Below are 22800 nucleotides of genomic sequence, written 5' to 3'. Positions count from 1 at the left end.
TGATATTATTGATTCAAGAAGAAACGGGGGAATTATTTAAAGATGAAAGCAATCGTAGAAGTACAATATCATGGGAAAAACGTAACAGCAACTGATATTGAAAAATTGGTAAAAGAGGACGTTAAATCACAGGGAGTTAAAATTTCAACTGTTGATACGTTGCAAATATATTATACACCAGAAACTTCATCAGTTTATTACGTTGCGACTACAAAAGATGGTAAATCTGTAAATAACGAAGAACCATTAGTTATTGAGTAGTCTTAATATAATATCCAAAAATATATCCAAAGCAAGAAACGATAATTTAGATTATCGTTTTTTGTTTTATTATCATCAAAGGTTTGTGGTTTATCGACAAAAAACATGCTATAATTATTTTGTTTTGAAGGAGTGAAAAAAATGAAAAAAATTACAGCTGGTTTATTAGCATTTTTAATGCTAACAGGATGTTCAAATATAGATAACGATCAAACATTGTTTGTAGCTAATAATAAAGAAAAATATGCGCTTATGGATTATGAAGGTGATAAGCAGACTGAATTTATTTATGATAAGTATGAAGAAGTTGGAAGTTCTGGTTATATTGTAATTAAGGATAAAAAGTATGGATATCTTCTTCGTGATGGTGAAGAAGCAATCAAATTAGGAAAATATGATAAACTAGAATCAATTGGAAATATGATTGTTGGTTATGATAAGAATGAAAAAATTAGTATTTTAGATGGTGAAGGAAAAGAATTATACAAGGAAGATAAAAAAACAGAGATTTCTTTATTCGGGTTACCGGTTATTCATCAAGGTAAAGAATATATTGTTTTATATAATGATGGTGAGGTATTAAAAAAGAGTAAGGAGAAGATTATAAGTGCATATACAGTTGATAGTGATTATGCGGTTATTAATTTTGAAAAGACCTCATCTATTTACAATTTAGTTAATGAAAAGCATATTGAAGGAATCAAGATTGGTGGCAATAATCAGTTGATGGATCATAGTAGTAAAAAAGGTTATTTGCTTTATAATCGTAAAACTCATGAGATCAATGCATTGGATTTAGAAGGAAAAATAATTTTTACTACAACACTTGAATTAGATGATTTATATTATGATAATTCAAAAAATATTATTGGAGTAAAAAATCAAACTACATATTTATTTAACAAAGATGGTGAAACAGTAACATCAAACAGTTACTATCGTAACTATAAAAATTATGTTGTAAAGAATAAAGAAATGATTTACGGACCACATAAATTCGTTAATGATGGTAAAGAAATAGAGGTAAATGGGATTCAGTTAGACCCAATGGCATCATTTACAAAGAGTAAGATTTTCCCGGTGTATGTGCGTGATGAAGGTTACCAATATTATGGTTTTGATGGTAAGGAAGCAATAAAGGAATCTTATAAGAGTGCTGAAGCTTTTGATGAAAATAATCTTGCTGTCGTTTCTAAAAAAGAAGATAAATATTATTTAATTAATAATAAAGGCAAAAAAGTATCTGAACAATATGTACGAATTATGTATTTAGGTGAAAAATATTATGCTGGATATACTACTGGCAGTAAGTATGAAGTATTTGATGTAGAAGGAAATAAAGTAATTAATGACTATTTTATGGACGAAGGGACAACCTTTGTGTATAATGATGTAGTTTATGGTATCTTCAACAAGAGTGGAAGCAGTTATATTTATGATATGAATGAAAATGAAGTGGTTTTCTCAGTTGAAGGTGATTTAGAATTCAATGAAAAAGGGTATTTTGTAACAGTTGATGGTGATGCTTATTATTCATTGAAAGGCGAGAAAATTTATAAGAGGTAAAGAAATGGAATATTATATTTACATGCTTATTTCGTTGGCAGTAATGTTGACAGCAATCAAATTGATTTTTTGTGAGTTAGAAGGTAGAACGGCACAAAAGAAAAGTATTTTAAGCTGGTATACTAAATTAAATGAACCGTTTAAGTATACTCGAACAAAAAGTATTATCTTTATGTGTGTGATATGTTATGCTATTGCGTCAGTTCAGGCGATGTTTACAACTGAATGGTTTGTTGAAATGTTAGGATTTATCGCAGTTGGAGTTATTTGTGATGGGATTAGCCAGTATATTGGATTTTATTACAATAAAATCCGTTTTAGGAAGAAAATCAATGAGGCTTTATTGATGAAATCAGAAATTGCCAAAGCGATGAATGAAACAGCTAATGCGCTGGTACAGCAAAGTTTACCAACTTATTCAAGCCATGAGATTGCCGCCCGTTATTTTAATGATGACACTCATTTAGCGACTATCTCATTTGATGGGGGAGAATATGTTGCTGCTTTTGAACATTTACCACCACTTACATATGTTGTAGAAGCTCAATATGAAAAAGCTGAAGAAAAATTAGCTGATCGCAATGTTAAAGTAACAAAATTAACAAATGAAGGGAAATTACCATTTAAAGATGAGCGAATCGATGTCATTGTTAATGAATTATCTAATTATGATAAGTATGATTTGTATCGGGTCGTAAAACCAGGTGGGTATATTATTGTTAATCAAATGGGTAGTGATAATTATAAAGAATTGATCAATATTTTCTTACCTTTTAAGTTACATGGTCGTTGGGATCGTGAGGCTAGTTGTCAGACATTGAGTGACATTGGTTTGGAGATTATTGATAGTGTGGAAGAACATGGGTATGTTCGTTTTGACACGCTGGCATCATTTATTCAGTTCATGAAAGGAATCACTAAAGCTGATATTACTCAAGATCGTTTTATGAATTTTTATAGTCATGTGTTGAAACAGATCAAAGATAAGAAATATTTTGAATTAACGACTCATCGTTTTATGGTAGTGGCAAGAAAAAAAGAGTTATAAGAGTATGGTTAAATTGAAAAAAATTTTCAATTTAACCTTTTTTTATGGAGAAAAATTAATTATTACGGAAAATGATAATTAAACTACCAGACAATTTTTTAGGAGAGTTTTATCTGCGCTATGAACAGAAGGTGTTTATAACGTTGGCAGGGTTGTCTAAGATCATATTGAGATATGTAAGTCTGTGACTAGAAAATTATTGCTTTTTGTAACGATGTTGGTTCACGTATCAGAAATAATATGTACTGCTGTTATGAAGTGGATATTAAGCTGTTTAGAATCTCATTGCCGGAGGAGTAATGGGTAACTGATTATGGGCAAACGCTTAAAAAAATGTCGTAAATTCATATTTAAAATTGTATTAAAGGATTTTTTACAGTATTGATAGAATAAAAAGAGATGGTTTTATGATTGTTAAGAAAAAGGCTTTAAATCTAAAAAGATTTAGGAGCTGATAAGGTAGGTATACTTCCAATCTCGACACTAAAAGAATTGTTAATTAGAATATTATATTATTGAATTTAATATACAACATTAAATTCATGAAGTAACATGGCTAAACAGTAATTAAATCAAATATCAAGCAAGGTTAAGAAAAGTATCACTTGTCACACCGTATGATCAATAAACAAAAGATGCAAGTTATGTAGCTAATACAATGCGGTAAAATTATCAAGATGAGTTATTTAGAGATTATTTAAATTAGATTGAAGAAAATAGTTAATAAAGATGATGAGGTTATTTTTATTCATCCAATAATGCTGGCAGGAGATAATAAAATTAAAGATCTAGTATTTTAAATCAGATCATTAGTCGAAAAATGGAAGTTTAACTTCCATTTTTGATTCTTTATTGTATAATTAAAGTAATTTAATAACGCATATTTAATGGTTGTTGTACATTAATAAGGAATCTTGTTAGAAGCAAGAGCGGTCCCGCCGCCGTAATGAGGAGTTAAGACGATAGACCACTGGTGAAAACTGGGAAGGTGTTAAGACGATGAATCTAAGCCGGAATACTTGCCATTATCTTAGGATACACTTTACGGACGATAGAGTAGTTCTACATAAACGTGATCCTTTTGTGCGCCATTTTTTAGAAAGGGTCTTTTATTATGTCAAAATATTTAAAAATTTCATTAGTATTTATCTTGGTTTTATTGACTGGATGTGGAACAGTAACAAAGGGCAATAATATTGTGAAAACCAAAACAGAATCAACTGAACAACAATGGGCTAATGAGGTGACAGCAACAATTGATGCAGCTGGTAATGTAACAGTCATAAGTGAAAATAGTCAGACAGATAGCGCTACAGATGCTGGTGATGAGCATAATAAGGGAACAAATAGTTCTGCTTTAGATTCTAATCAGACATCTAATGATGGTGCTAATACTGATGCTGGTAATAAAGATAATTCTCCAAATAATAAGCCAGCTGATAATGATAATCAAATGATTAATGTTAGCATTTCAATTGATTGTAAAACAATTTTAAATAATATGAATGATCTAAAAGATGGTTATGAACAATTTATCCCAACTAATGGAATGATTCTTAGTACTGAACAATTTAAAGTTAAAAAAAATACAACCGTAATAGATGTTTTAAAGAAAGCAACAAGTGAAAATGAGATAAAACTGGTTACTGTTTCTTCAGGTTTTGGGCTCTATGTAAAAGGGATTGGTCAAATTGAAGAAAAAATATGCGGTTCATCGAGTGGCTGGATGTATAAAGTTAATGGTAATTTTCCTGAATATGGTGCAAGTTCTTATCGATTAAAAGATGGTGATAAAATAGAATGGCGTTTTACTTGCAAACAAGGGGATGTTTAAATGCTCAGTAAAATTAATATAATAAAAAACAAATTAGTAATCAAACCTTTTAAAAATAGTCATCCAGTAGTATTATTTGCTTATTTTCTTTCAGTTATTACTCTAACAATTATTCAACAAAATTATTATTTAATCATTTTGTCGATAGTTAGTGCGATAATAATTGATTATTATTTTAATTACCTAACTTTTTTTAAAGATATGAAATATACTGTTGTTTTGGTGGTTATTATAATGATTACAAATCCTTTATTTGTAACGGAAGGATTTGATATTTGGTTTCAAAATGACTATGTCACGATTACTAAACAAGCTCTATTTTATGGATTAGTATTTGGCTTGCTGTTATCATGCATGTTATTGTGGTTTCGCATAATGAAAACATGCTTAACAGATAGTCATATTGTTTATTTATTTGGTTCAATATTACCTACCTTAGGGTTAGTTATATCGATGTGTTTGAATATGATTAGTAAATTAAAAAATCAATATCAAAAAATTAGAGAGGCTAATATAAATATGCCCAGTCAAAATAAGTTGGGTTACTACCGAAATATGATAGTTGTATTAGTTACATATGCTTTTGAATCATCGCTTGATATGATGAATTCAATGCAAGCTAGGGGTTATGGACAAGGTAAGCGAACTAGTTTTCATCTGTATAGTTTTAGAAAAGATGATGCTTTAAAATTAATAGTAATAATAGGACTATTTATGATAAGTTTATTAGGATTTTTAATCCGCTATCGTAGTTTTTATTATTTTCCACTTATTCAAGAATTTAGTTTACAGTGGCAAGATGGTTTATTTATGCTAGTTTATATAGGATTAATGTTATTACCAATTTATTTAGGAGGAAAGAAAAATGTATAAAGTAAAAAATGTATGTTTTACTTATCCTGATAATGAAAAAGTGATTGATAACCTTTCCTTTGAAATAAATAAAGGGGATTTTGTTGTTATTTGTGGCGAGAGTGGTTGTGGCAAAACAACATTGTTGAGATTGTTAAAATCAAGTTTACAACCGACAGGAACACTTGAAGGAACAATTGAACTAGACGAACAAATAAAAAAAGATATTCAGATTGGCTTTGTTTTTCAAAACCCTGATGATCAAATTGTTATGGATAAGGTTTGGCATGAAATTGCTTTTGGACTTGAAAATCAGGCAATCCCCTTAAAACAAATGAAACGTCGAGTAGGTGAAATTGTTAATTATTTTAATTTACAAAATATTATTAACAATGATACACAATCATTATCTGGCGGAGAAAAACAACTTGTTAATTTAGCTAGTGTAATGGTAATGAATCCTAGTGTTATCTTACTTGATGAAGCTACGGCTCAGTTAGATCCAGTTAATCGTGATGAATTTATTAGAATTTTAAAACAGCTAAATGATGATTTTGATATTACGATTATTTTAGTTGAACATCAATTAGAAGGCTTGTTGGATGTTGCAAATCGTTTGATTTTGCTTGATCATGGCCAAAAAGTTATTGATGATCAAATTGAAAAGGCAGTAAAAAAGATGTTAACAGAGGATGTTTTTGTAGCTGCTTTACCTAATTATGTACGAGTTTCAACATTAGCTAATGCACTTTGTTTAACTGTAAAACAAGCACGTGAAGCACTAAAAGACTATCATGATTTTGATATTAAGGAGCAGGAGGTTGTCGATACTGGACTTTTATTGAAAATTCGTGATTTGAGCTTTGCCTACGATAGTACGGTTTTAGAAAATCTTGATTTAGATGTTAGACAAAATGAGATATTATCAGTAGTAGGAGCTAACGGTAGTGGGAAATCATCATTTTTGAAATGTATCGCAGGGTTAGTTAAGTATCAAGGTAATATAACTAAAGTAGGAGTTGTAGAAAAAATTGGTTATTTACCCCAGGATCCCACAACATTGTTTATAACCGATAAAGTTATAAATGAATTATTAGTAGTAGAAAATAATTTAAAAACAGTTGAAATTGAAATGGAGAATATTGGAATTAGTAATTTACGAGATATGCACCCGTTTGATTTGAGCGGTGGTCAAAAGCAATTATTGGCATTAGGAAAAGTTTTACTGACAAGACCGCAATTGTTGTTATTAGATGAACCTACTAAAGGAATAGATGCAGTGAGCAAAGATAATTTGGCGAGTTTGATTCGTAGTTTAAGCAAACATATGACGATAATTGTTGTTAGTCATGATTTAGAATTTGTCGCTAAAATAAGTGATCGAGTTGCTATGATTTTTAATGGACAAATGGAATCAGTAGACTCGATGCGAAATTTCTTTAGTAATAATTTATTTTATACTACAACGATTAATAAAATAGTAAGAAATAATAACTCTGAAGTTGTTTTATTAGAGGATTTAGGGTTATGAAAATAAAAAAAAGTATCTTTATTTTAATGGTTATTGTTTTAATAACGATCTTAGGAACTGTTTTATATAAAGGTGAAAAATATAATTTAATTATTATTGCTTCGTTCGCATTATCTTGTTTACCATTTTATTTTAAATATGAAAATAGCAAACCTAAAATAAGGGAAGTTGTGGTTTTGGCAACAATGATTGCCCTAACAGTTGTTTCTAGAACGATTTTTATGTTAACACCCAGTTTTAAACCTGTAACTGCAATGGTTATTATTTGTGGGATAGTTTTTGGTCCGGCATCTGGTTTTATGTGTGGGTCGTTGTCAGCAACATTATCAGACTTTGTTTTTGGAATAGGACCATGGACTCCATTCCAAATGATCGCATGGGGAATAATTGGTTATGGAGCTGGAATTTTTAGTAAAAATTTGTTTAAAAATAAATTTTTATTATATGGATATAGTGCTATTTGTGGACTTGCTTTTTCCATGGTAATGGATTTATGGTCAGTTCTTGCTTTTGAAACAAGTTTTAATTTAACACGATATTTGGCAATAGTATTAACTTCATTACCAACGACGTTAATATATATTGTTTCAAATATAATTTTTATGTTTTTACTTAGTAAGACGATGTTTCAGATCTTACAAAGGGTAAAAATAAAATATGGAATAACGGAGGGAAAAATTGAATGAAAAAATTAATGCGGTTTACTGTGGCGTTAGCGCTTGTTTGTGCTTGCATTGTGCCAATCAATGCGCAATCTTCAACTTTAGCCAAAGCTCAAAGCTATTGGTTGAATAACAATGAATTATCTGGACTGGATGCCGTTTTGGCTGTAGAATCTTTAGGATTAGATGTTGAAGATGAAAAGAATAATTTTACTTTAAACTATTCTTTTGAAGCACCAACAAATTCTTATGGTGATGAAATTACTTATGAAGAAATGGATGCTGGTTATTTGGCTAAAAATATTATGGCTTTAGCGGCAATAAAATCAGATCCTGCTAAGTTAAAACTAAAAGATGGTTCAACGATTAATCTAATTGATTTATTAAAATCAAAAATTGATGAAAATGGTAATGTTGATTATGGGTCAGCAAATCCAGAATCAAGTACTGCATATACAATGTTTGCCTTAGCTATTGTTGATGAAAGTTATAATCTTGATAAACTAGGATTAAACTTGACTGAGATGCAGCTTAGTGATGGCTCTTGGGGCTATAATGGAGCTTGGGGTGGACCTGATATTACTGGATGGGCATTAGCTGCTCTTTCATTATGCAACAATACATATCAGGCTTCAATTGATAAAGCTTTAGCTTATTTAGCATCAATTCAAATTGATAATGGCGGTTATAGTGGCTTTGGCGTTAATTGTAATAGTCAAGCTTGTGCCGTATGGGGAATTTTAGAATACGATATTCAAGGTGTAAAAAATGGTACTTACAATAAGGGTACAGGCAATCCATATGATCTATTATTACAATTTATGCAAGAAGATGGTTCATTTGGCGCTAGTTTAGATGTAGATTATGGCAATGCTTATGCAACAGTTCAAGCGGCCCTTACTGTTGGGGTATATGAAAATGGTTCCTTAATTGACAATATTAAAGCTCAATATGATGAGATGTTGAATCCTAAAAATGATCAGCCAGAACCAACACCAGCTCCTGCTCCGGTTACACCATCTACACCTGCTGATAAGTCAATTACATCAGTTAAGACAGGTGATGATGCAGTCATTGCACTAACAGTATCTTCATTGATTATTAGTGGTGGAATGTATTTGTTTATTAGAAAAGAATCTTAAAAAAGTGTAAAATGTAGTGACCCCCAAAATGATATGTACCCTCCTTACTGGTTTGTCCAGTAAAGAAGGTACACATCAAAAAGGAGGTCACTTTTTATACGGAATAGTAAAAAATTTAAATTAAAATATATTTAAAAATATAAGGATGGGAATATCTAAAAGATCTATCGGGTGTATGTCATAAGGATTTTTGACTCAACGAGTGGAATAAAATTAGAACATATAAGCTGACTTTATCCATCGAACAAAAAATGGAACTGATAAATAGAGTTGGAAACAGAGAAAATTATCGGTTAGTAGCTTTAGCTGCCAGTATAGGACGATGTATTAATAAAAAACTGAACATCTTAGTTTGCAATTATTATTCAAACCTTAAAGGATTAATCTTTCATTTAGATCAAGAATGACATTGTCACAGCATAAAGCCTATCAAAAATGGTTAAGTGATAAAGAAAATTGCATGAACAATTCAAAGCTGCAATGAGTGAATATATCGAATATTATAATAACGAGAGAATCAATACAAAAAGAAAAGGATTGAGTCCACTTGTATATAGACAACAATCCTTTCAAGATCTAACTTTAATTTAACGTGTCCAACTTTTCGGGGCACTACAAAAGCACTTTTTTATTTATTATATTTTTGGTGGTTTTTACGATATTGTAAAGGAGAAAAATTTGTACTTTTTTTAAATGCTTGAGCAAAATATGAAAGCGAGGAGAAACCAAGAATTGTTGAAATCTGTGAAATTGATAGGTCGGTATCTCTAAGTAAATATTTGCTCTCATATATTCTTCGCTGAAGTAGATAGCTGATTGGTGAAACACCGACATCATTTTTAAATTCATGAGCAAGATAGAATTTATTCATATGAGTTTTTTCAGCTAAAGTATCCAAAGTTATTTCTTTATGGTAATTACGATCAATGTAGTTCTTGATCATAAAGATTTCCTTGCGAATAGTCTTACCTTGTGTTAAAGATACATTAATACGATTTAATCTTAAAATATTTATTAGTAAGACTTGCATTAGTTGTTGGCACATATCATCATATAGTTCATTCTTAGCTTGTGATTCTTTTACCATTAAATTTAAGTAAAAAAGAATCTCATTTTTATAATTAGCATAATTACAGCTAATATAATCTTTTAAACTATTCTCAGGTATTTCAAAACTAATCCCATCAATAGCAATTACAATATATTCCAATGGATTTCGATCACGAGAAACTTCAGTATGCATCGTGTTAGGGTTGATAATAACAAAATCATTTTCTTGAACATTAAATTCGTCTGCTCCGATTTTAAAGCCACCGCATCCTTTAGTTACATAAAATAATTCAGTAAAGTGATGGGAGTGTAACTGAGAATGCCAGTCACCTTCATATTTTGAACTACTAACATATAGTAAGCGAGCTTGATTATTAATTAATGCCGGCTTTTCGATAAATTCAATTCTTTCATTGCTCATAATTTTCACCTCGAGTTTATTATAACTAATATAACGTCAAATTTATATAAATTTTTATATTTTTATAATAAAATAAAGCAAGATATATAAAAAAGTAAGCAATTATCGCCTAGTAAAAGCGCTTACATTAAAATATAATTTAGTTGTAATTAATCATAATAAACAAGGAGGAAAACGAATATTATGAAGAAAATTTTAAGTACTGCCCTTGTATTATCGTTAGCAGCAGGGATGCTGACTGGTTGTGGTGGCGGGAAATCAGATGACACCAATACTTTAAAAATTTCGGGACTAAATGGTGGTTATGGGACAAAAGGATGGGAAGCTGTAGTTAAGGCTTTTGAAAAAAAAGAAGGGGTTAAAGTTGAATTAAATTTAGAAAAAAATATTGCTGAAACTTTAAGACCGGTAATTACTTCAGGAAAAGATGTACCTGATTTGATTTATTTATCAGTAGGATCTGAAGGTGGTTTAGTAGATACAATGATTTCTGATAAAGCAATCGCTGAAATCAGTGATGTTTTAGATATGAAAGTTTATGGTGAAGATGTAAAAGTTAAAGATAAAATTATCCCTGGATTTACTAATTCATTTGCAACTAAGCCATATGGTGATGGAAAATTATATTTAGCACCATTTACTTATGATCCTTGCGGCTTATTCTATAATGCTGGTTTATTTGAACAAAAAGGTTGGACAGTTCCAACAACTTGGGATGAGATGTGGGAATTAGGTGAAAAAGCAAAGGCAGAAGGAATTGCTTTATTCACTTATCCAACAACTGGATATTTTGATGCTTTTTTCTCAGCGTTATTAAACGAAACTGTAGGTGCTGACGCTTATACTAAGTTAATGGAATATGATACTAAAACATGGCAATCTGCTGAAACTAAAAAAGCATTTGAAATAGTCGGAAAATTAGCACAATATACTGAAGCTAATACGGTTGCAAATGCTAATAAAGATAATTTCACAAAAAATCAACAATTAATTTTAGATAATAAAGCATTATTCTGTCCAAATGGTACTTGGTTGCCAGATGAAATGTCTGAAGCACCACGTGCTGAAGGTTTCAAATGGGGATTTATGGCATTACCAAAAGTAAGTGCAGAAGGAGATTCATATTCTTCTACATTCTCTGAACAAGTATATATTCCTTCAAAAGCCAAAAATGCTGATTTGGCTAAAAAATTTATTACATTTATGTACAGTGACGAAGCTGCAAAATTATTTGCTGAAGAATCTGGATGCGTTTTACCAACTACAACTGCTTCATCATATTTACCAGAAAAAGTAAAAGATAAAGATGGTAATGAAATTGATAATCAAAAAACACTATTCTACCAAATTTATGATAATGGGGCTAAGAGTTGTACGGTTGGATTTAAATCTGTTGATGCAATTGAAGGGGTTGATCTAACTAGTGCTGAAGGTATTCTTTATGGAACAGTTAATTCTGTTGTAACAGGAGATAAAACAGTTGATGAATGGTATAATGCTGTGATTGATGCTGTTAAAAAATACGACAAATAATAATTGATAAAATAATAGCGGTGGTGTCATTCCACCGCTATTTTAGAAAGTAGGTGCAGCAATGAATAAGAAAAAAGAAAGACGCAGATTCATTATTTTATGCCTTGCCCCAGCGGTAATCTTATTTGGAGTGTTCATGATTTTGCCGACCCTTAATGTCTTTTGGATGTCAACATTAAAATGGGGCGGGCTATCAGCCGATAAGACTTTTGTTGGATTTAATAATTTTGTGTTATTAATGCAAGATATGAATTTTATTCGTGCTTTACAAAATACCATTTTGATTATTGCGGTTGTAACTGTAATTACGATGGCTGTAGCAATTCTTTTTGCTTCGATTTTAGTTAGAGAAAAAATAAAAGGACAAAATTTCTTTCGGGTAATTTTTTATATTCCTAATATATTATCAGTAGTCGTTATCTCTTCGATTTTTTCTGCAATCTATGATCCCTCAGAAAATGGTATGATCAATAGTGTTTTAATGTTATTTAAACCAGAAAGCTGGGAAACTGTTAAGTTTCTTGGAGATCAAAGTATTGTTATTTATGCCATCATAGGAACAATGATATGGCAAGCTATAGGTTATTATATGGTTATGTACATGGCTTCGATGAGTTCGATTCCCGAACACTTGTATGAAGCTTCAGCACTTGATGGAGCTGGGAAAATCAAACAATTTTTTTCAATTACACTACCTTTGATTTGGGATAATATCCGAACAACTTTAACTTTCTTTATTATTTCGACGATTAACTTAAGTTTTTTATTTGTTAAAGTTATGACTAGTGGTGGACCTGATGGAGCTAGTGAAACGGTCTTAAGTTATTTATATAAACAAGCTTATAACAACGCATCATATGGATATGGAATGGCGATTGCCGCAGTAGTTTTTATTTTTTCATTTATTTTGAGTTTTATTATTAATCGTGCTACAGAGCGTGATACGTTAGAGTTATAGAAAGGAGCAGGAAAATGAAAAAGTTATTTAGCAGTGATAAACTTTATAAAATATTTATTTATGTAGCTTTGATTACTCTTGCGGTTTCTATTATTGTACCGGTAGCATGGGTATTTATGGCTTCAATCAAAGAGAATTCTGAGTTTTATGGAAATCCCTGGTCTATTCCGGCAGGAATCTATTTGCAAAACTTTGTTAATGCATTTGAACAAGCGAATATGGGAGAATATTTACTTAATTCTATTTTAACAACAGCGATGGCACTGGTGATTTTATTAGTCGTTTCATTACCAGCGGCGTATGTATTGGCGCGTTATAATTTTAAGGGAAGAAGATTTTTTAACACCTTATTTATGGCAGGGTTATTTATTAATGTAAATTATATTGTTGTACCTATCTTTTTAATGTTATTAGATTGGGATGATTTTATTTATGAATTACTCGGAGGAAATTTCTTTTTAAATAATATTTTTGTTTTAGCTGTTGTATACGCAGCGACAGCTATTCCGTTTACCGTTTATTTATTAAGTGGTTATTTTAAGACTTTACCAAAGGCTTATGAAGAAGCAGCGTTAATAGATGGATGTGGATATTATAAAACAATGGTTAGAGTAATGATTCCCATGGCAAAACCAAGTATTATTACTGTAATTTTATTTAATTTTTTAGCATTTTGGAATGAATATATTATTGCCTTGACATTATTACCAAGTACTTCAAAAACATTACCTGTAGGATTGTTGAATTTGATGCAGGCAACCCGGGGGAAGGCTGAGTATGGTATGATGTATGCTGGATTAGTAGTAGTTATGCTGCCAACGTTGATTCTATATATTATAGTTCAAAAGAAACTTACACAAGGAATGACCTTGGGTGGATTGAAAGATTAGAGGAGAAAACTATGGATGGAAAAACTAAAATAATTATCATGGTTGTTGTATTTATAGTTTCAATGGCTTTGATTTTTATTGGACAAAAAAATGTTGGTTATACAGGATTAGCGACTGAACTGGTGGGCTTAGCTGGATTGATCGGAGTAATTTACACATATAATAAAGGCTATAAGTAAAGGAGAAACAAGATGGCGAATTTAAGCTTAAAACATATTGATAAGATATATGATAATAATGTTCAAGCTGTATTTGATTTTAATCTAGAAATCGCAGATAAGGAATTTATTGTTTTTGTTGGTCCTTCTGGTTGTGGGAAGAGTACTACACTTAGAATGATTGCGGGATTAGAAGAAATTTCAGCAGGAGAGCTATATATAGATGGAAAATTGATGAATGATGTGGCTCCAAAAAATCGAGATATTGCAATGGTGTTTCAATCATATGCATTATATCCTCATATGAGTGTATATGATAACATGGCTTTTGGTTTAAAAATAGCAAAAAAGCCAAAAGATGAAATTGATCAAAAGGTTCGTAAAGCAGCTAAAGCTTTAGATATAGAACAATATTTAGATCGTAAGCCTAAAGCTTTATCCGGTGGACAAAGACAACGGGTAGCATTAGGGCGAGCAATCGTTCGAGAACCAAAAGTATTTTTAATGGATGAGCCATTGAGTAATTTAGATGCTAAATTAAGAGTTCAGATGCGAACAGAGATTTCAAAATTATATCAGCAATTAGGAACAACATTTATTTATGTGACTCACGATCAAACTGAAGCGATGACGATGGGAACAAGAATTGTTGTGATGAAAGATGGTCGGATTCAACAAGTAGCATCACCAGCATATTTATACAATCATCCCGTCAATAAATTTGTTGCTGGTTTTATTGGGAGTCCACAAATGAATTTTTTAAATGGTAAAATTAATGAAAAGGACGGTGCTATTATTATTGAACTGAGTGATGTTAGTTTAAAGGTTGAATCAACTAGAGCTAAGCAGCTTAGAGAAAAAGGATATTTAGGCAAGACGGTAATAATGGGAATAAGGCCGGAAGATATCAGTGTTGATAATGACTACATTAATGAGCATCAGGAGGATTGTTTTGAGGGGAAAGCAGAAGTAGTTGAATTTATGGGTTCTGAAAGTTATATCCATATGGTTAAAGATGAAAAACCGTTTATTGTTAAAGCCCCTGGCGGAACAACTCTGACAAATGGGGTAATTGGGAGATTTGCTTATAAGATGGACAAAATGCATTTCTTTGACATAGACAGTGAAGAAGCTATAATTGAAGGAGAGTAGACATGGAAAAATACGGGAGATTAACGTTACCTACTGATTTAGATGTAATTGACCAAACGATTGAATTAAAAAATAAACTTGGGGCTGATGCAATTCGAGATTGTGATGGGACCGACATGCCTCAAGAATTAATGAATTTGGATGCTAAAATATATGCAACATATTATACTACAAGAAAAGATAATGAGTGGGCTGAAGCTAATCCAGACGAGATCCAACAAGAATATTTGATAACGGACCGTTATACTGCTCGTGATACTAGTTTAACGATTGAGTTAATGAAAGGTTTTCATACTCAGCAGCTGAAAGTTAATGATATTGATGATCCTAAACGCTGGTGGGAAGTAATTGATCGTACTACTGGTGAAGTAGTAGCAGTTGATCAATGGGAATTTAATAAAGAAGTTGGAGCAGTAACAATTTCGACTATACCTTATCATGAATATACAGTTAGTTTTTTGGCATTTTTAATTTGGGATCCTGTTCATATGTATAATTTTATTACAAATGATTGGAAAGATGCGCCGCATCAATTAACCTTTGATGTCCGTCAACCTAAGACCAAGGAATTTGTTAAAGATAAATTACGGAAATTTTGTGAAGAAAATAAACATGTTGATGTAATTCGTTTCACCACTTTTTTTCATCAATTTACTTTAACATTTGATGATCAAAAAAGAGAAAAATTTGTAGAATGGTTTGGATATAGTGCAAGCGTTAGTCCTTACATTTTAGAGCAATTTGAAAAATGGGCAGGTTATAAATGGCGCGCTGAATATATTGTTGATCAAGGATATCATAATTCATTATTTAGAGTACCATCAAAACAATTTAAAGATTTTATTGAGTTCCAACAAATTGAGGTTTGTAAATTAGCTAAGGAATTAGTTGATATTGTTCATGGTTATGGTAAAGAGGCTATGATGTTTTTGGGTGATCATTGGATTGGAACAGAACCGTATGGTAAATATTTTGAAACAATTGGTTTGGATGCTGTAGTTGGTTCTGTAGGAAATGGTGTAACGATGCGAATGATTTCCGATATTAAAGGCGTACGTTATACAGAAGGGCGTTTTTTACCATATTTCTTCCCTGATGTTTTCTGTGAGGGTGGTGATCCGATTAAAGAAGCAAAAGATAACTGGTTACAAGCAAGAAGAGCTATTTTAAGAAGTCCGCTAGATCGAATCGGTTATGGAGGATATTTGAAATTGGCAGTGGAATGGCCGGGATTTGTTGATACAATTACCCAAGTAGTTGATGAATTTAGACAAATTCATGATTTAACAAAAGAAACAAAAGCCTATACCTCTCCATTTAAAGTGGCAATACTAAACTGTTGGGGAAGTATTCGACGTTGGATGAATAATCAGGTTCATCATGCTATCTGGTATCGTGAAATTTATTCTTATGTAGGGATAATTGAATGTTTAAGCGGGATGCCGATCGATGTTGAGTTTATTAATTTTGATGATATAAAAAAAGGAATTAATCCTGATATTAAAGTAATTATTAATGCCGGTACGGCTTACACATCATGGTCAGGAGCAGAAAACTGGATTGATGAAGAGGTTCTTACAACCATTAGAAAATGGATAGATAATGGTGGCGGTTTTATCGGGGTTGGAGAACCAACCGCTTATCAATATCAGGGAAAATTCTTTCAATTAAGTGATGTTCTTGGTGTTGATAAGGAAGTTGGCTTTACATTAAGTCATGATAAATACAATACAGTTGATCCTAATCATTTTATTGTTGAAGATATTGAAGGAGAAATTGATTTTGGTGAAGGAATGGCTAGCATTTATGGACATGGTGAAAACTATCAAATTATTCGTCAACATAAAGAGTTTGCTCAATTAGTTACAAATACTTACGGTGCTGGGCGTAGTGTTTATTTAGCTGGACTTCCTTATTCACCGCAAAATTGTCGTTTATTATTAAGAGCAATCTATTGGGCGGCAGCTAAAGAAGATGAAATGAAAAAATACTATGTAGATAATGTCAATGCTGAAGTAGCTGCTTTTGAAGCGGTAGGAAAGATCGTAGTTATTAATAACTCACTAGATGCTCTGGATACCCATCTATATGTAGAAGGAAATTTACGAGAAAAATTAAGATTAGCACCAATGGAAATGCGTTGGCTTGATATTTAATTGAAAGACTCATTTTCTTTGAAAGTGGGTCTTTTAAAAGGAGGATAAAAATGAATAAACCAGTATTAGTAATTATGGCAGCAGGTATGGGGAGTCGTTATGGCGGATTAAAGCAGATTGATCCAATTGATGAGGATGGTCATATAATTATTGATTTTTCGATTTATGATGCTCGACGAGCAGGTTTTGAAACTGTTATATTTATTATAAAAAAGGAAAACGAAGAAGAGTTTAAAGAAGTTATTGGAGATAGAATGGAGCAAATCATGAATGTTAAATACGTATATCAGGATTTGGCTAATATTCCAGCGGAATTTTCATTACCAGCTGGTCGTGTGAAACCATGGGGAACTGCTCATGCGATTTGGAGTTGTAAAGATTTAATAGATGGGCCATTTGCAGTGATTAATGCTGATGATTATTATGGAGTTACAGCGTATAAACAAATCTATGATTTTCTATTAAATCATCCCGATGGGGTAAAATATAATTATGCAATGGTAGGTTATTATATTGAAAATACATTAACTGAAAATGGTCATGTGGCTCGGGGTGTTTGTCAGGTAAATGATAAACAACTGCTGGTTGATATTCATGAAAGAACACAAATTGTTCGAAATGGTGCAGGTGCAAAGTATACTGAGGATGATGGTCAAAGTTGGGTTGAACTGCCTAAAGGAACAATTGTTTCAATGAATCTTTGGGGATATAATAAGAGTATCTTATTAGAGATAGAAAAAGGAATAAATAGTTTTTTTGAAATCGGTTTAAAAGAAAATCCGTTAAAGTGTGAGTATTTTATTCCTGCAGTTGTAAGTAAATTACTTGATCAAAATAAGGTAGAAGTTACGGTTCTAGAGTCTCAAGAACGCTGGTACGGTGTCACTTATCGTGAGGATAAACCAATAATTCAAATGGCGATTAAAGAATTAAAAGATGCAGGTGTTTATCCTAAGCATCTTTGGAAGGAGTGATCAATCGTGAGTGAAGAGTTATTAAACGAAGTAGTTGAAGCATTTTCATTTGAAGGTGTGTTGAAGAAAAAAAAGCCTTATGGAAGCGGACATATCAATGATACATTTTTATTGACTTTTGATATTGAAAGAATGGGAATGATTGATATCATTTTGCAACGAATGAATACTGCGGTTTTTACTAAACCGATTGAATTGATGGAAAATATTGCTAACGTAACAAGATTTTTACGAGATAAAATTATTGCTAGTGAGGGTGATCCCGAAAGAGAAACACTCAATATTATTTATACTTTGGATCATAAACCATATTATGTAGATTCAGCTGGTGGATATTGGCGAGCATATAAATTTATTACTTGTGCAACTAGTTATGATCAAGTTGAGAGTGCTGAAGATTTTTATCAAAGTGCATTAGCTTTTGGACACTTCCAGAGCCTTTTGGCTGATTATCCGGCAGCAACACTTCATGAGACAATCAAAGGTTTTCATGATACTAAAGCTCGCTTTGAACGTTTTAAAGAAGTAGTTGCCAATGATATTTGTAATCGTGCTAAAGATGTTCAAGCAGAGATTGAATTTGTTTTAGCTCGTGAAGATGTGGCAAATGTATTAACAAATTGTAATTTGCCAATACGGGTCACTCATAATGATACGAAGTTAAATAATGTTATGATTGATGATAAAACTCATAAAGGTATTTGTGTGATTGATTTAGATACTGTTATGCCGGGTTTAGCAGTCAATGACTTTGGTGATTCGATTCGATTTGGAGCCAGTACAGGGGCAGAAGATGAAATTGATTTAGATAAAATCGAATGTGATATGGCGTTGTTTGAAATTTATGCTAAAGGTTTTATCAAAGGTTGTGATGGTAAATTAACGAAAGAGGAAATCAAAGCATTACCGATTGGGGCTAAGGTTATGACATTTGAATGTGGAATGCGTTTTTTAACTGATTATTTGGAGGGTGATATTTATTTCAAAATTCATCGCAAGAATCATAATCTTGATCGTTGTAGAACTCAATTTAAGCTTGTTAAAGATATGGAATCAAAATGGGAAATGATGAATAAAATCGTTGAAAAATATATGTGATTATATTAAAGAAGGTAAATTTTTAGCAATATATGGGAATAATTTGTAAGCGCTAAATTTTATGTAAAAAGTTCTTTAAAACCAAGGGGTTAGGTGTTATAATTGATTTATAGAAATTTTAAGGAGGAGTCATAAAATGGCAGAAAAATTATCTTTCGTAGTATCTGATCCTGTAGGATTACATGCAAGACCAGCTACTATCTTAGTTAACCAAGCTAGTAAGTTTACAAGCAATATTAAATTAGTATACAATGGTAAAGAAGTAAACTTAAAATCAATCATGGGAGTTATGTCTTTAGGTGTTCCTACTAAAGCTACAGTAGAAATCGTAGCTGAAGGTGATGACGAAAAAGATGTAATTGCTTCAATTGCAAAAGTTATTAAAGAACAAAAAGTAGCTGAATAAGAAAATTAGAAGTCCTCGGACTTCTTTTTATTTGCTTAAAATTTATGTTTGGATTAAGATAATAATGTTGTTAGGAGGTTTTTATGGCTAAAAAAATTAAAACTAATGCTTTACGTTTATTAGATCAAGCAAAGATTGATTACGAAATAAAGGAATATGAATATGATGAAGATCATTTAAGTGGTGAACATATTGTTGCACAAGTTGAAATACCGGCTAAAGATATTTTTAAGACACTGGTTTTAAAAGGAAACCGTGGTTTTTTAGTATGCTGTATACCGGTATTAGAGGAAATAGATTTAAAAAAATTGGCAAAGTTATCTAATAATAAAAGTGTAGCAATGATTCATATGAAGGATTTATTAGCAACGACCGGATATATTCGTGGAGGCTGTAGTCCAGTGGGAATGAAGAAAAAATTTGATACTTATTTTGATTGCTCAATTAATGAGTGTGATAAAATTGCTCTCAGTGCTGGAAAAAGAGGATATCAAATGATTGTAGAAGCAAAGCAGTTACTAGCATATTTAGATGCGGTAGTTGGTGATGTGATAAGGAGATAGCGATGATTCAATGTTATTATGGTAATGGTAAAGGAAAAACTACTGCTGCAGTAGGACAAGCATTAAGAATGGCTGGGGCAGATAAAAAAGTATTATTTCTACAATTTTTGAAAGACGGTGACAGCAGTGAAATAAAGATGCTGAAAAAGTGTGGAATTAAAGTGTTGTATGCTAAAATGCCTCAGATGTTTATTGATATGCATGATCCAGAGATGATAAAATTGGTGAGTCGTTTAGAAGATGAGTTATTTGAACAAATAGATGAAAGTTATGAAGGAATTGTTTTAGATGAAATTCTTGATGCAATTGCTTTAAATTTATTAAATGAAGGGAAAGTGTATGATTGCTTGGTAAGCTTAAAAGAAACTCACGAGGTAATTTTAACAGGGCGTCAGCCTAGTCATAAATTAAAACCGATTCTAGATTATTCGAGTGAAATTAAGAAACATAAGCATCCATATGATAAAGGAATAAAAGCGCGTAAAGGAATTGAGTTCTAATTTGTAGTAATTTCATTTATAAAACAAGTAGTTATTTTTTTACAGGTTTGTTATAATTAAATTAAGAGGTGAAAAACATGAACTACAATGAAGAATATCAAAGATGGGTAAATTGTGAAAATTTAGATCCATCACTAAAAGCAGAGTTAGCAAGTATGAATGAAAAGGAAAAAGAGGATGCATTCTATATGAACCTAGAGTTTGGAACTGCAGGAATGCGAGGAATTTTAGGGGCTGGTACTAACCGAATGAACATCTATACAATTAGAAAGGCTAATGTTGGCTTTGCTAAATATGTATTAGGTTTACCAGAAGGAAAAGAACGTGGAGTCGCAATTGGTTATGATAACCGCCACATGTCTTACAAATTTGCAATTGAAAGTGCGAAAGTTTTAGCTACTTATGGAATTAAATCTTATATTTTTGAAAGTTTAAGACCAACTCCAGAATTATCTTATGCAGTACGTTATTTAAAATGTGCTGGTGGGATTATGATCACTGCAAGTCATAACCCTAAAGAATACAACGGTTATAAAGTATATGATGATACTGGATGCCAATTAATTCCTGAATGGGGAGATCAAGTAGTTGCATATGTAAATGAAGTTAAAGATGAATTGGCAGTAGAAGTAATTAGCGATGAAGAAGCTTATCCATATATTACATGGATCGGTGAAGAAGTAGATGAAGCATATTATCAAGAAGTAATGGCAATTGAAATTAATCCCGGTATGGATAAAAAAGATTTCAAAATTGTTTTCTCACCACAACACGGTACTTCAAATCTACCAGTTAGAAATTGTTTGAGTCGTTTAGGCTATAATGTTATTCCGGTTTTAGCTCAGTGTGCACCAGATCCTGATTTTTCAAATACTAAATCACCAAATCCTGAAGTTGACTGCTCATATGATCTAGCAATTAAAAAAGCTAAAGAAGTTGATGCAGATGTCGTTGTAATTTGCGATCCTGATGGTGATAGATTAGGTGTTGTTGCTAAACATGATGGTGAATATGTATTGATGTCTGGAAATCAAAGTGCTGCAGTATATTTAGAATATATTTTAAGCGAACTTAAAAAGCAAGGTAAATTACCAGCTAATGCAGTAATGTATAATACGATCGTTACTAGTGATTTAGGTGAATTGGTGTCTAAATCTTATGGTGTTGAGGTTGAAAAAACATTGACAGGATTTAAATTTATCGGTGATAAGATTCGTAAATATGAAAAAACAAAAGAAAAAGAATTTATCTTCGGATATGAAGAATCTTATGGTTGTGTAGTTAAGGATTTCGTTCGTGATAAAGATGCAGTTCAAGCGGTTGTAATGGCAGCAGAAGCTGGTAATTTCTATAAACATCAAGGAAAAGATCTAATTGATGTTTTAAATGAATTATATGCTAAACATGGTACGTTTAAAGAATCGCAAATTGCTTTAAGCAAAGCCGGAGCTGAAGGAGCAAAACGTATTAAAGAAATTATGGATAATTTAAGAAAAGATGCTCCAAGTGTGATTGGAGGATATAAAGTATTAGCAGTAGAAGATTATCAAAGTAGTCAACGTATTGAAAATGAAACTACGACAGTTATTGATCTACCTAAATCAAATGTATTAAAATACTATTTGGAAGATGGATCATGGATTGCGGCTCGTCCTAGTGGAACAGAACCAAAATGTAAATTCTATTTTTCAATAAAAGGTAATGATGCTGATGATGCGAGTGTAAAAACAGAAGTTTTCCAAAAAGATATATTAAGTATTATTGGTGAATAGATTATAAAAAGATGGACTTTAGAGAGTTTATGCTCTAATTTGAGTAAAAACTCTTTAGCTCCATCTTTTTTATTTAAAATCAGTAAAAAACAGTAAAAAAAATTATTATTTTACTGTTTTGCTTTTATTTATTAGTATAATTTTAATAAGATTTAATTATTTTAGTTAAAATATAATAAAATTAAGTAAAAAATAAGTAAAATAATCAGTAAAAAATATTTACATTATTTTATTATAATTATATAATATAAATAGATATAAAAACATCGATGA

22 protein-coding genes and 1 riboswitch are annotated in these 22800 nt (G+C 31.4%); of the genes, 21 read left to right on the top strand and 1 reads right to left on the bottom strand.

Translation table 11 applies throughout. From position 1 onward, the window contains the following. The first annotated feature begins 42 nt into the window (after positions 1 to 42). From KSU54_RS08445 to KSU54_RS08405, 9 genes are all read left to right on the top strand, one after another. Positions 43 to 261 (top strand): DUF6465 family protein, encoded by a 219-nt coding sequence (locus tag KSU54_RS08445; RefSeq protein ID WP_003536211.1) that lies wholly within the window; start codon positions 43 to 45, stop codon positions 259 to 261. Positions 262 to 402: 141 nt separating this feature from the next. After that, the gene (locus KSU54_RS08440; protein WP_003536213.1) at positions 403 to 1827 is read left to right on the top strand and encodes a hypothetical protein; all 1425 of its coding nucleotides are present in this window, start codon (positions 403 to 405) and stop codon (positions 1825 to 1827) included. A gap of 4 nt (positions 1828 to 1831) precedes the next feature. Further along, on the top strand, positions 1832 to 2875 hold the full coding sequence (locus KSU54_RS08435; RefSeq protein WP_008791340.1) for a class I SAM-dependent methyltransferase: 1044 nt from the start codon (positions 1832 to 1834) through the stop codon (positions 2873 to 2875). A gap of 871 nt (positions 2876 to 3746) precedes the next feature. Continuing rightward, positions 3747 to 3916: riboswitch (cobalamin riboswitch) on the top strand. Between the two features lie 73 nt (positions 3917 to 3989). Next, on the top strand, positions 3990 to 4709 hold the full coding sequence (locus KSU54_RS08430; RefSeq protein ID WP_003536217.1) for a DUF4430 domain-containing protein: 720 nt from the start codon (positions 3990 to 3992) through the stop codon (positions 4707 to 4709). After that, entirely contained in the window at positions 4710 to 5582 is an 873-nt protein-coding gene (locus tag KSU54_RS08425; protein ID WP_003536220.1) for an energy-coupling factor transporter transmembrane component T, read from the top strand. It abuts the gene before it with no gap. Further along, positions 5575 to 7092 carry an ABC transporter ATP-binding protein gene (locus KSU54_RS08420; RefSeq protein ID WP_003536222.1) on the top strand — a complete coding sequence of 506 codons (1518 nt, stop codon included), beginning with the start codon at positions 5575 to 5577 and terminating at the stop codon, positions 7090 to 7092. The genes KSU54_RS08425 and KSU54_RS08420 overlap by 8 nt, the downstream gene beginning before the upstream one ends. Then, positions 7089 to 7778, top strand: coding sequence for an ECF transporter S component (locus KSU54_RS08415; protein WP_003536224.1), 690 nt, complete (start codon positions 7089 to 7091; stop codon positions 7776 to 7778). Before KSU54_RS08420 ends, KSU54_RS08415 begins: the two co-directional genes overlap by 4 nt. Continuing rightward, positions 7775 to 8896 (top strand): prenyltransferase/squalene oxidase repeat-containing protein, encoded by a 1122-nt coding sequence (locus tag KSU54_RS08410; RefSeq protein WP_003536226.1) that lies wholly within the window; start codon positions 7775 to 7777, stop codon positions 8894 to 8896. The genes KSU54_RS08415 and KSU54_RS08410 overlap by 4 nt, the downstream gene beginning before the upstream one ends. A gap of 456 nt (positions 8897 to 9352) precedes the next feature. Further along, positions 9353 to 9487: an IS3 family transposase gene (locus tag KSU54_RS08405; protein ID WP_081446370.1), complete on the top strand. Its 135-nt coding sequence runs from the start codon at positions 9353 to 9355 to the stop codon at positions 9485 to 9487. Between the two features lie 37 nt (positions 9488 to 9524). Here the strand turns inward: KSU54_RS08405 and KSU54_RS08400 are convergent, their stop codons facing one another. Beyond that, positions 9525 to 10367 (bottom strand): AraC family transcriptional regulator, encoded by an 843-nt coding sequence (locus KSU54_RS08400; RefSeq protein WP_003536228.1) that lies wholly within the window; start codon positions 10365 to 10367, stop codon positions 9525 to 9527. A gap of 183 nt (positions 10368 to 10550) precedes the next feature. On the opposite strand from KSU54_RS08400, the gene KSU54_RS08395 reads away from it, so the two are divergent. The 12 genes from KSU54_RS08395 (at position 10551) to KSU54_RS08340 (ending at position 22527) form a co-directional block, all read left to right on the top strand. Then, entirely contained in the window at positions 10551 to 11900 is a 1350-nt protein-coding gene (locus KSU54_RS08395; protein ID WP_003536229.1) for a carbohydrate ABC transporter substrate-binding protein, read from the top strand. 61 nt (positions 11901 to 11961) lie between these two features. Further along, on the top strand, positions 11962 to 12858 hold the full coding sequence (locus KSU54_RS08390) for a carbohydrate ABC transporter permease (protein WP_003536232.1): 897 nt from the start codon (positions 11962 to 11964) through the stop codon (positions 12856 to 12858). Positions 12859 to 12872: 14 nt separating this feature from the next. Next, a complete protein-coding gene (locus tag KSU54_RS08385; RefSeq protein ID WP_003536234.1) occupies positions 12873 to 13748 on the top strand; it encodes a carbohydrate ABC transporter permease in 876 nt (291 codons plus the stop codon). Between the two features lie 11 nt (positions 13749 to 13759). Beyond that, complete coding sequence (locus tag KSU54_RS08380) at positions 13760 to 13927, top strand: DUF6903 family protein (protein ID WP_003536236.1); 168 nt, start codon at positions 13760 to 13762, stop codon at positions 13925 to 13927. A 12-nt stretch (positions 13928 to 13939) separates the two neighbouring features. Further along, a complete protein-coding gene (locus KSU54_RS08375; RefSeq protein ID WP_003536238.1) occupies positions 13940 to 15058 on the top strand; it encodes an ABC transporter ATP-binding protein in 1119 nt (372 codons plus the stop codon). Positions 15059 to 15060: 2 nt separating this feature from the next. Next, on the top strand, positions 15061 to 17214 hold the full coding sequence (gene gnpA / locus KSU54_RS08370) for a 1,3-beta-galactosyl-N-acetylhexosamine phosphorylase (protein ID WP_003536240.1): 2154 nt from the start codon (positions 15061 to 15063) through the stop codon (positions 17212 to 17214). Positions 17215 to 17264: 50 nt separating this feature from the next. Continuing rightward, positions 17265 to 18188 carry a nucleotidyltransferase family protein gene (locus tag KSU54_RS08365; protein WP_003536242.1) on the top strand — a complete coding sequence of 308 codons (924 nt, stop codon included), beginning with the start codon at positions 17265 to 17267 and terminating at the stop codon, positions 18186 to 18188. 6 nt (positions 18189 to 18194) lie between these two features. After that, a complete protein-coding gene (locus KSU54_RS08360; RefSeq protein WP_009009176.1) occupies positions 18195 to 19286 on the top strand; it encodes a phosphotransferase enzyme family protein in 1092 nt (363 codons plus the stop codon). 136 nt (positions 19287 to 19422) lie between these two features. Beyond that, positions 19423 to 19692 (top strand): phosphocarrier protein HPr, encoded by a 270-nt coding sequence (locus tag KSU54_RS08355; RefSeq protein WP_003536246.1) that lies wholly within the window; start codon positions 19423 to 19425, stop codon positions 19690 to 19692. A gap of 83 nt (positions 19693 to 19775) precedes the next feature. After that, the gene (gene ybaK / locus KSU54_RS08350) at positions 19776 to 20255 is read left to right on the top strand and encodes a Cys-tRNA(Pro) deacylase (protein WP_003536247.1); all 480 of its coding nucleotides are present in this window, start codon (positions 19776 to 19778) and stop codon (positions 20253 to 20255) included. A 2-nt stretch (positions 20256 to 20257) separates the two neighbouring features. Further along, complete coding sequence (locus tag KSU54_RS08345; RefSeq protein WP_003536248.1) at positions 20258 to 20755, top strand: cob(I)yrinic acid a,c-diamide adenosyltransferase; 498 nt, start codon at positions 20258 to 20260, stop codon at positions 20753 to 20755. Between the two features lie 77 nt (positions 20756 to 20832). Continuing rightward, positions 20833 to 22527 (top strand): phospho-sugar mutase, encoded by a 1695-nt coding sequence (locus KSU54_RS08340; RefSeq protein WP_003536249.1) that lies wholly within the window; start codon positions 20833 to 20835, stop codon positions 22525 to 22527. Positions 22528 to 22800: the final 273 nt, after the last annotated feature.

This window comes from Erysipelatoclostridium sp. MSK.23.31 (assembly GCF_019125875.1).
Lineage (GTDB): Bacteria > Bacillota_I > Bacilli_A > Erysipelotrichales > Coprobacillaceae > Thomasclavelia > Thomasclavelia ramosa.
This window is presented reverse-complemented; position numbering and strand designations above follow the sequence as displayed.

Bases quoted from the DNA above. Each gene is read 5' to 3' on its own strand.
- KSU54_RS08445 (WP_003536211.1), top strand. From the start codon at position 43: ATGAAAGCAATCGTAGAAGTACAATATCATGGGAAAAACGTAACAGCA.
- KSU54_RS08440 (WP_003536213.1), top strand. From the start codon at position 403: ATGAAAAAAATTACAGCTGGTTTATTAGCATTTTTAATGCTAACAGGA.
- KSU54_RS08435 (WP_008791340.1), top strand. From the start codon at position 1,832: ATGGAATATTATATTTACATGCTTATTTCGTTGGCAGTAATGTTGACA.
- KSU54_RS08430 (WP_003536217.1), top strand. From the start codon at position 3,990: ATGTCAAAATATTTAAAAATTTCATTAGTATTTATCTTGGTTTTATTG.
- KSU54_RS08425 (WP_003536220.1), top strand. From the start codon at position 4,710: ATGCTCAGTAAAATTAATATAATAAAAAACAAATTAGTAATCAAACCT.
- KSU54_RS08420 (WP_003536222.1), top strand. From the start codon at position 5,575: ATGTATAAAGTAAAAAATGTATGTTTTACTTATCCTGATAATGAAAAA.
- KSU54_RS08415 (WP_003536224.1), top strand. From the start codon at position 7,089: ATGAAAATAAAAAAAAGTATCTTTATTTTAATGGTTATTGTTTTAATA.
- KSU54_RS08410 (WP_003536226.1), top strand. From the start codon at position 7,775: ATGAAAAAATTAATGCGGTTTACTGTGGCGTTAGCGCTTGTTTGTGCT.
- KSU54_RS08400 (WP_003536228.1), bottom strand. From the start codon at position 10,367: ATGAGCAATGAAAGAATTGAATTTATCGAAAAGCCGGCATTAATTAAT.
- KSU54_RS08395 (WP_003536229.1), top strand. From the start codon at position 10,551: ATGAAGAAAATTTTAAGTACTGCCCTTGTATTATCGTTAGCAGCAGGG.
- KSU54_RS08390 (WP_003536232.1), top strand. From the start codon at position 11,962: ATGAATAAGAAAAAAGAAAGACGCAGATTCATTATTTTATGCCTTGCC.
- KSU54_RS08385 (WP_003536234.1), top strand. From the start codon at position 12,873: ATGAAAAAGTTATTTAGCAGTGATAAACTTTATAAAATATTTATTTAT.
- KSU54_RS08380 (WP_003536236.1), top strand. From the start codon at position 13,760: ATGGATGGAAAAACTAAAATAATTATCATGGTTGTTGTATTTATAGTT.
- KSU54_RS08375 (WP_003536238.1), top strand. From the start codon at position 13,940: ATGGCGAATTTAAGCTTAAAACATATTGATAAGATATATGATAATAAT.
- gnpA (WP_003536240.1), top strand. From the start codon at position 15,061: ATGGAAAAATACGGGAGATTAACGTTACCTACTGATTTAGATGTAATT.
- KSU54_RS08365 (WP_003536242.1), top strand. From the start codon at position 17,265: ATGAATAAACCAGTATTAGTAATTATGGCAGCAGGTATGGGGAGTCGT.
- KSU54_RS08355 (WP_003536246.1), top strand. From the start codon at position 19,423: ATGGCAGAAAAATTATCTTTCGTAGTATCTGATCCTGTAGGATTACAT.
- ybaK (WP_003536247.1), top strand. From the start codon at position 19,776: ATGGCTAAAAAAATTAAAACTAATGCTTTACGTTTATTAGATCAAGCA.
- KSU54_RS08345 (WP_003536248.1), top strand. From the start codon at position 20,258: ATGATTCAATGTTATTATGGTAATGGTAAAGGAAAAACTACTGCTGCA.
- KSU54_RS08340 (WP_003536249.1), top strand. From the start codon at position 20,833: ATGAACTACAATGAAGAATATCAAAGATGGGTAAATTGTGAAAATTTA.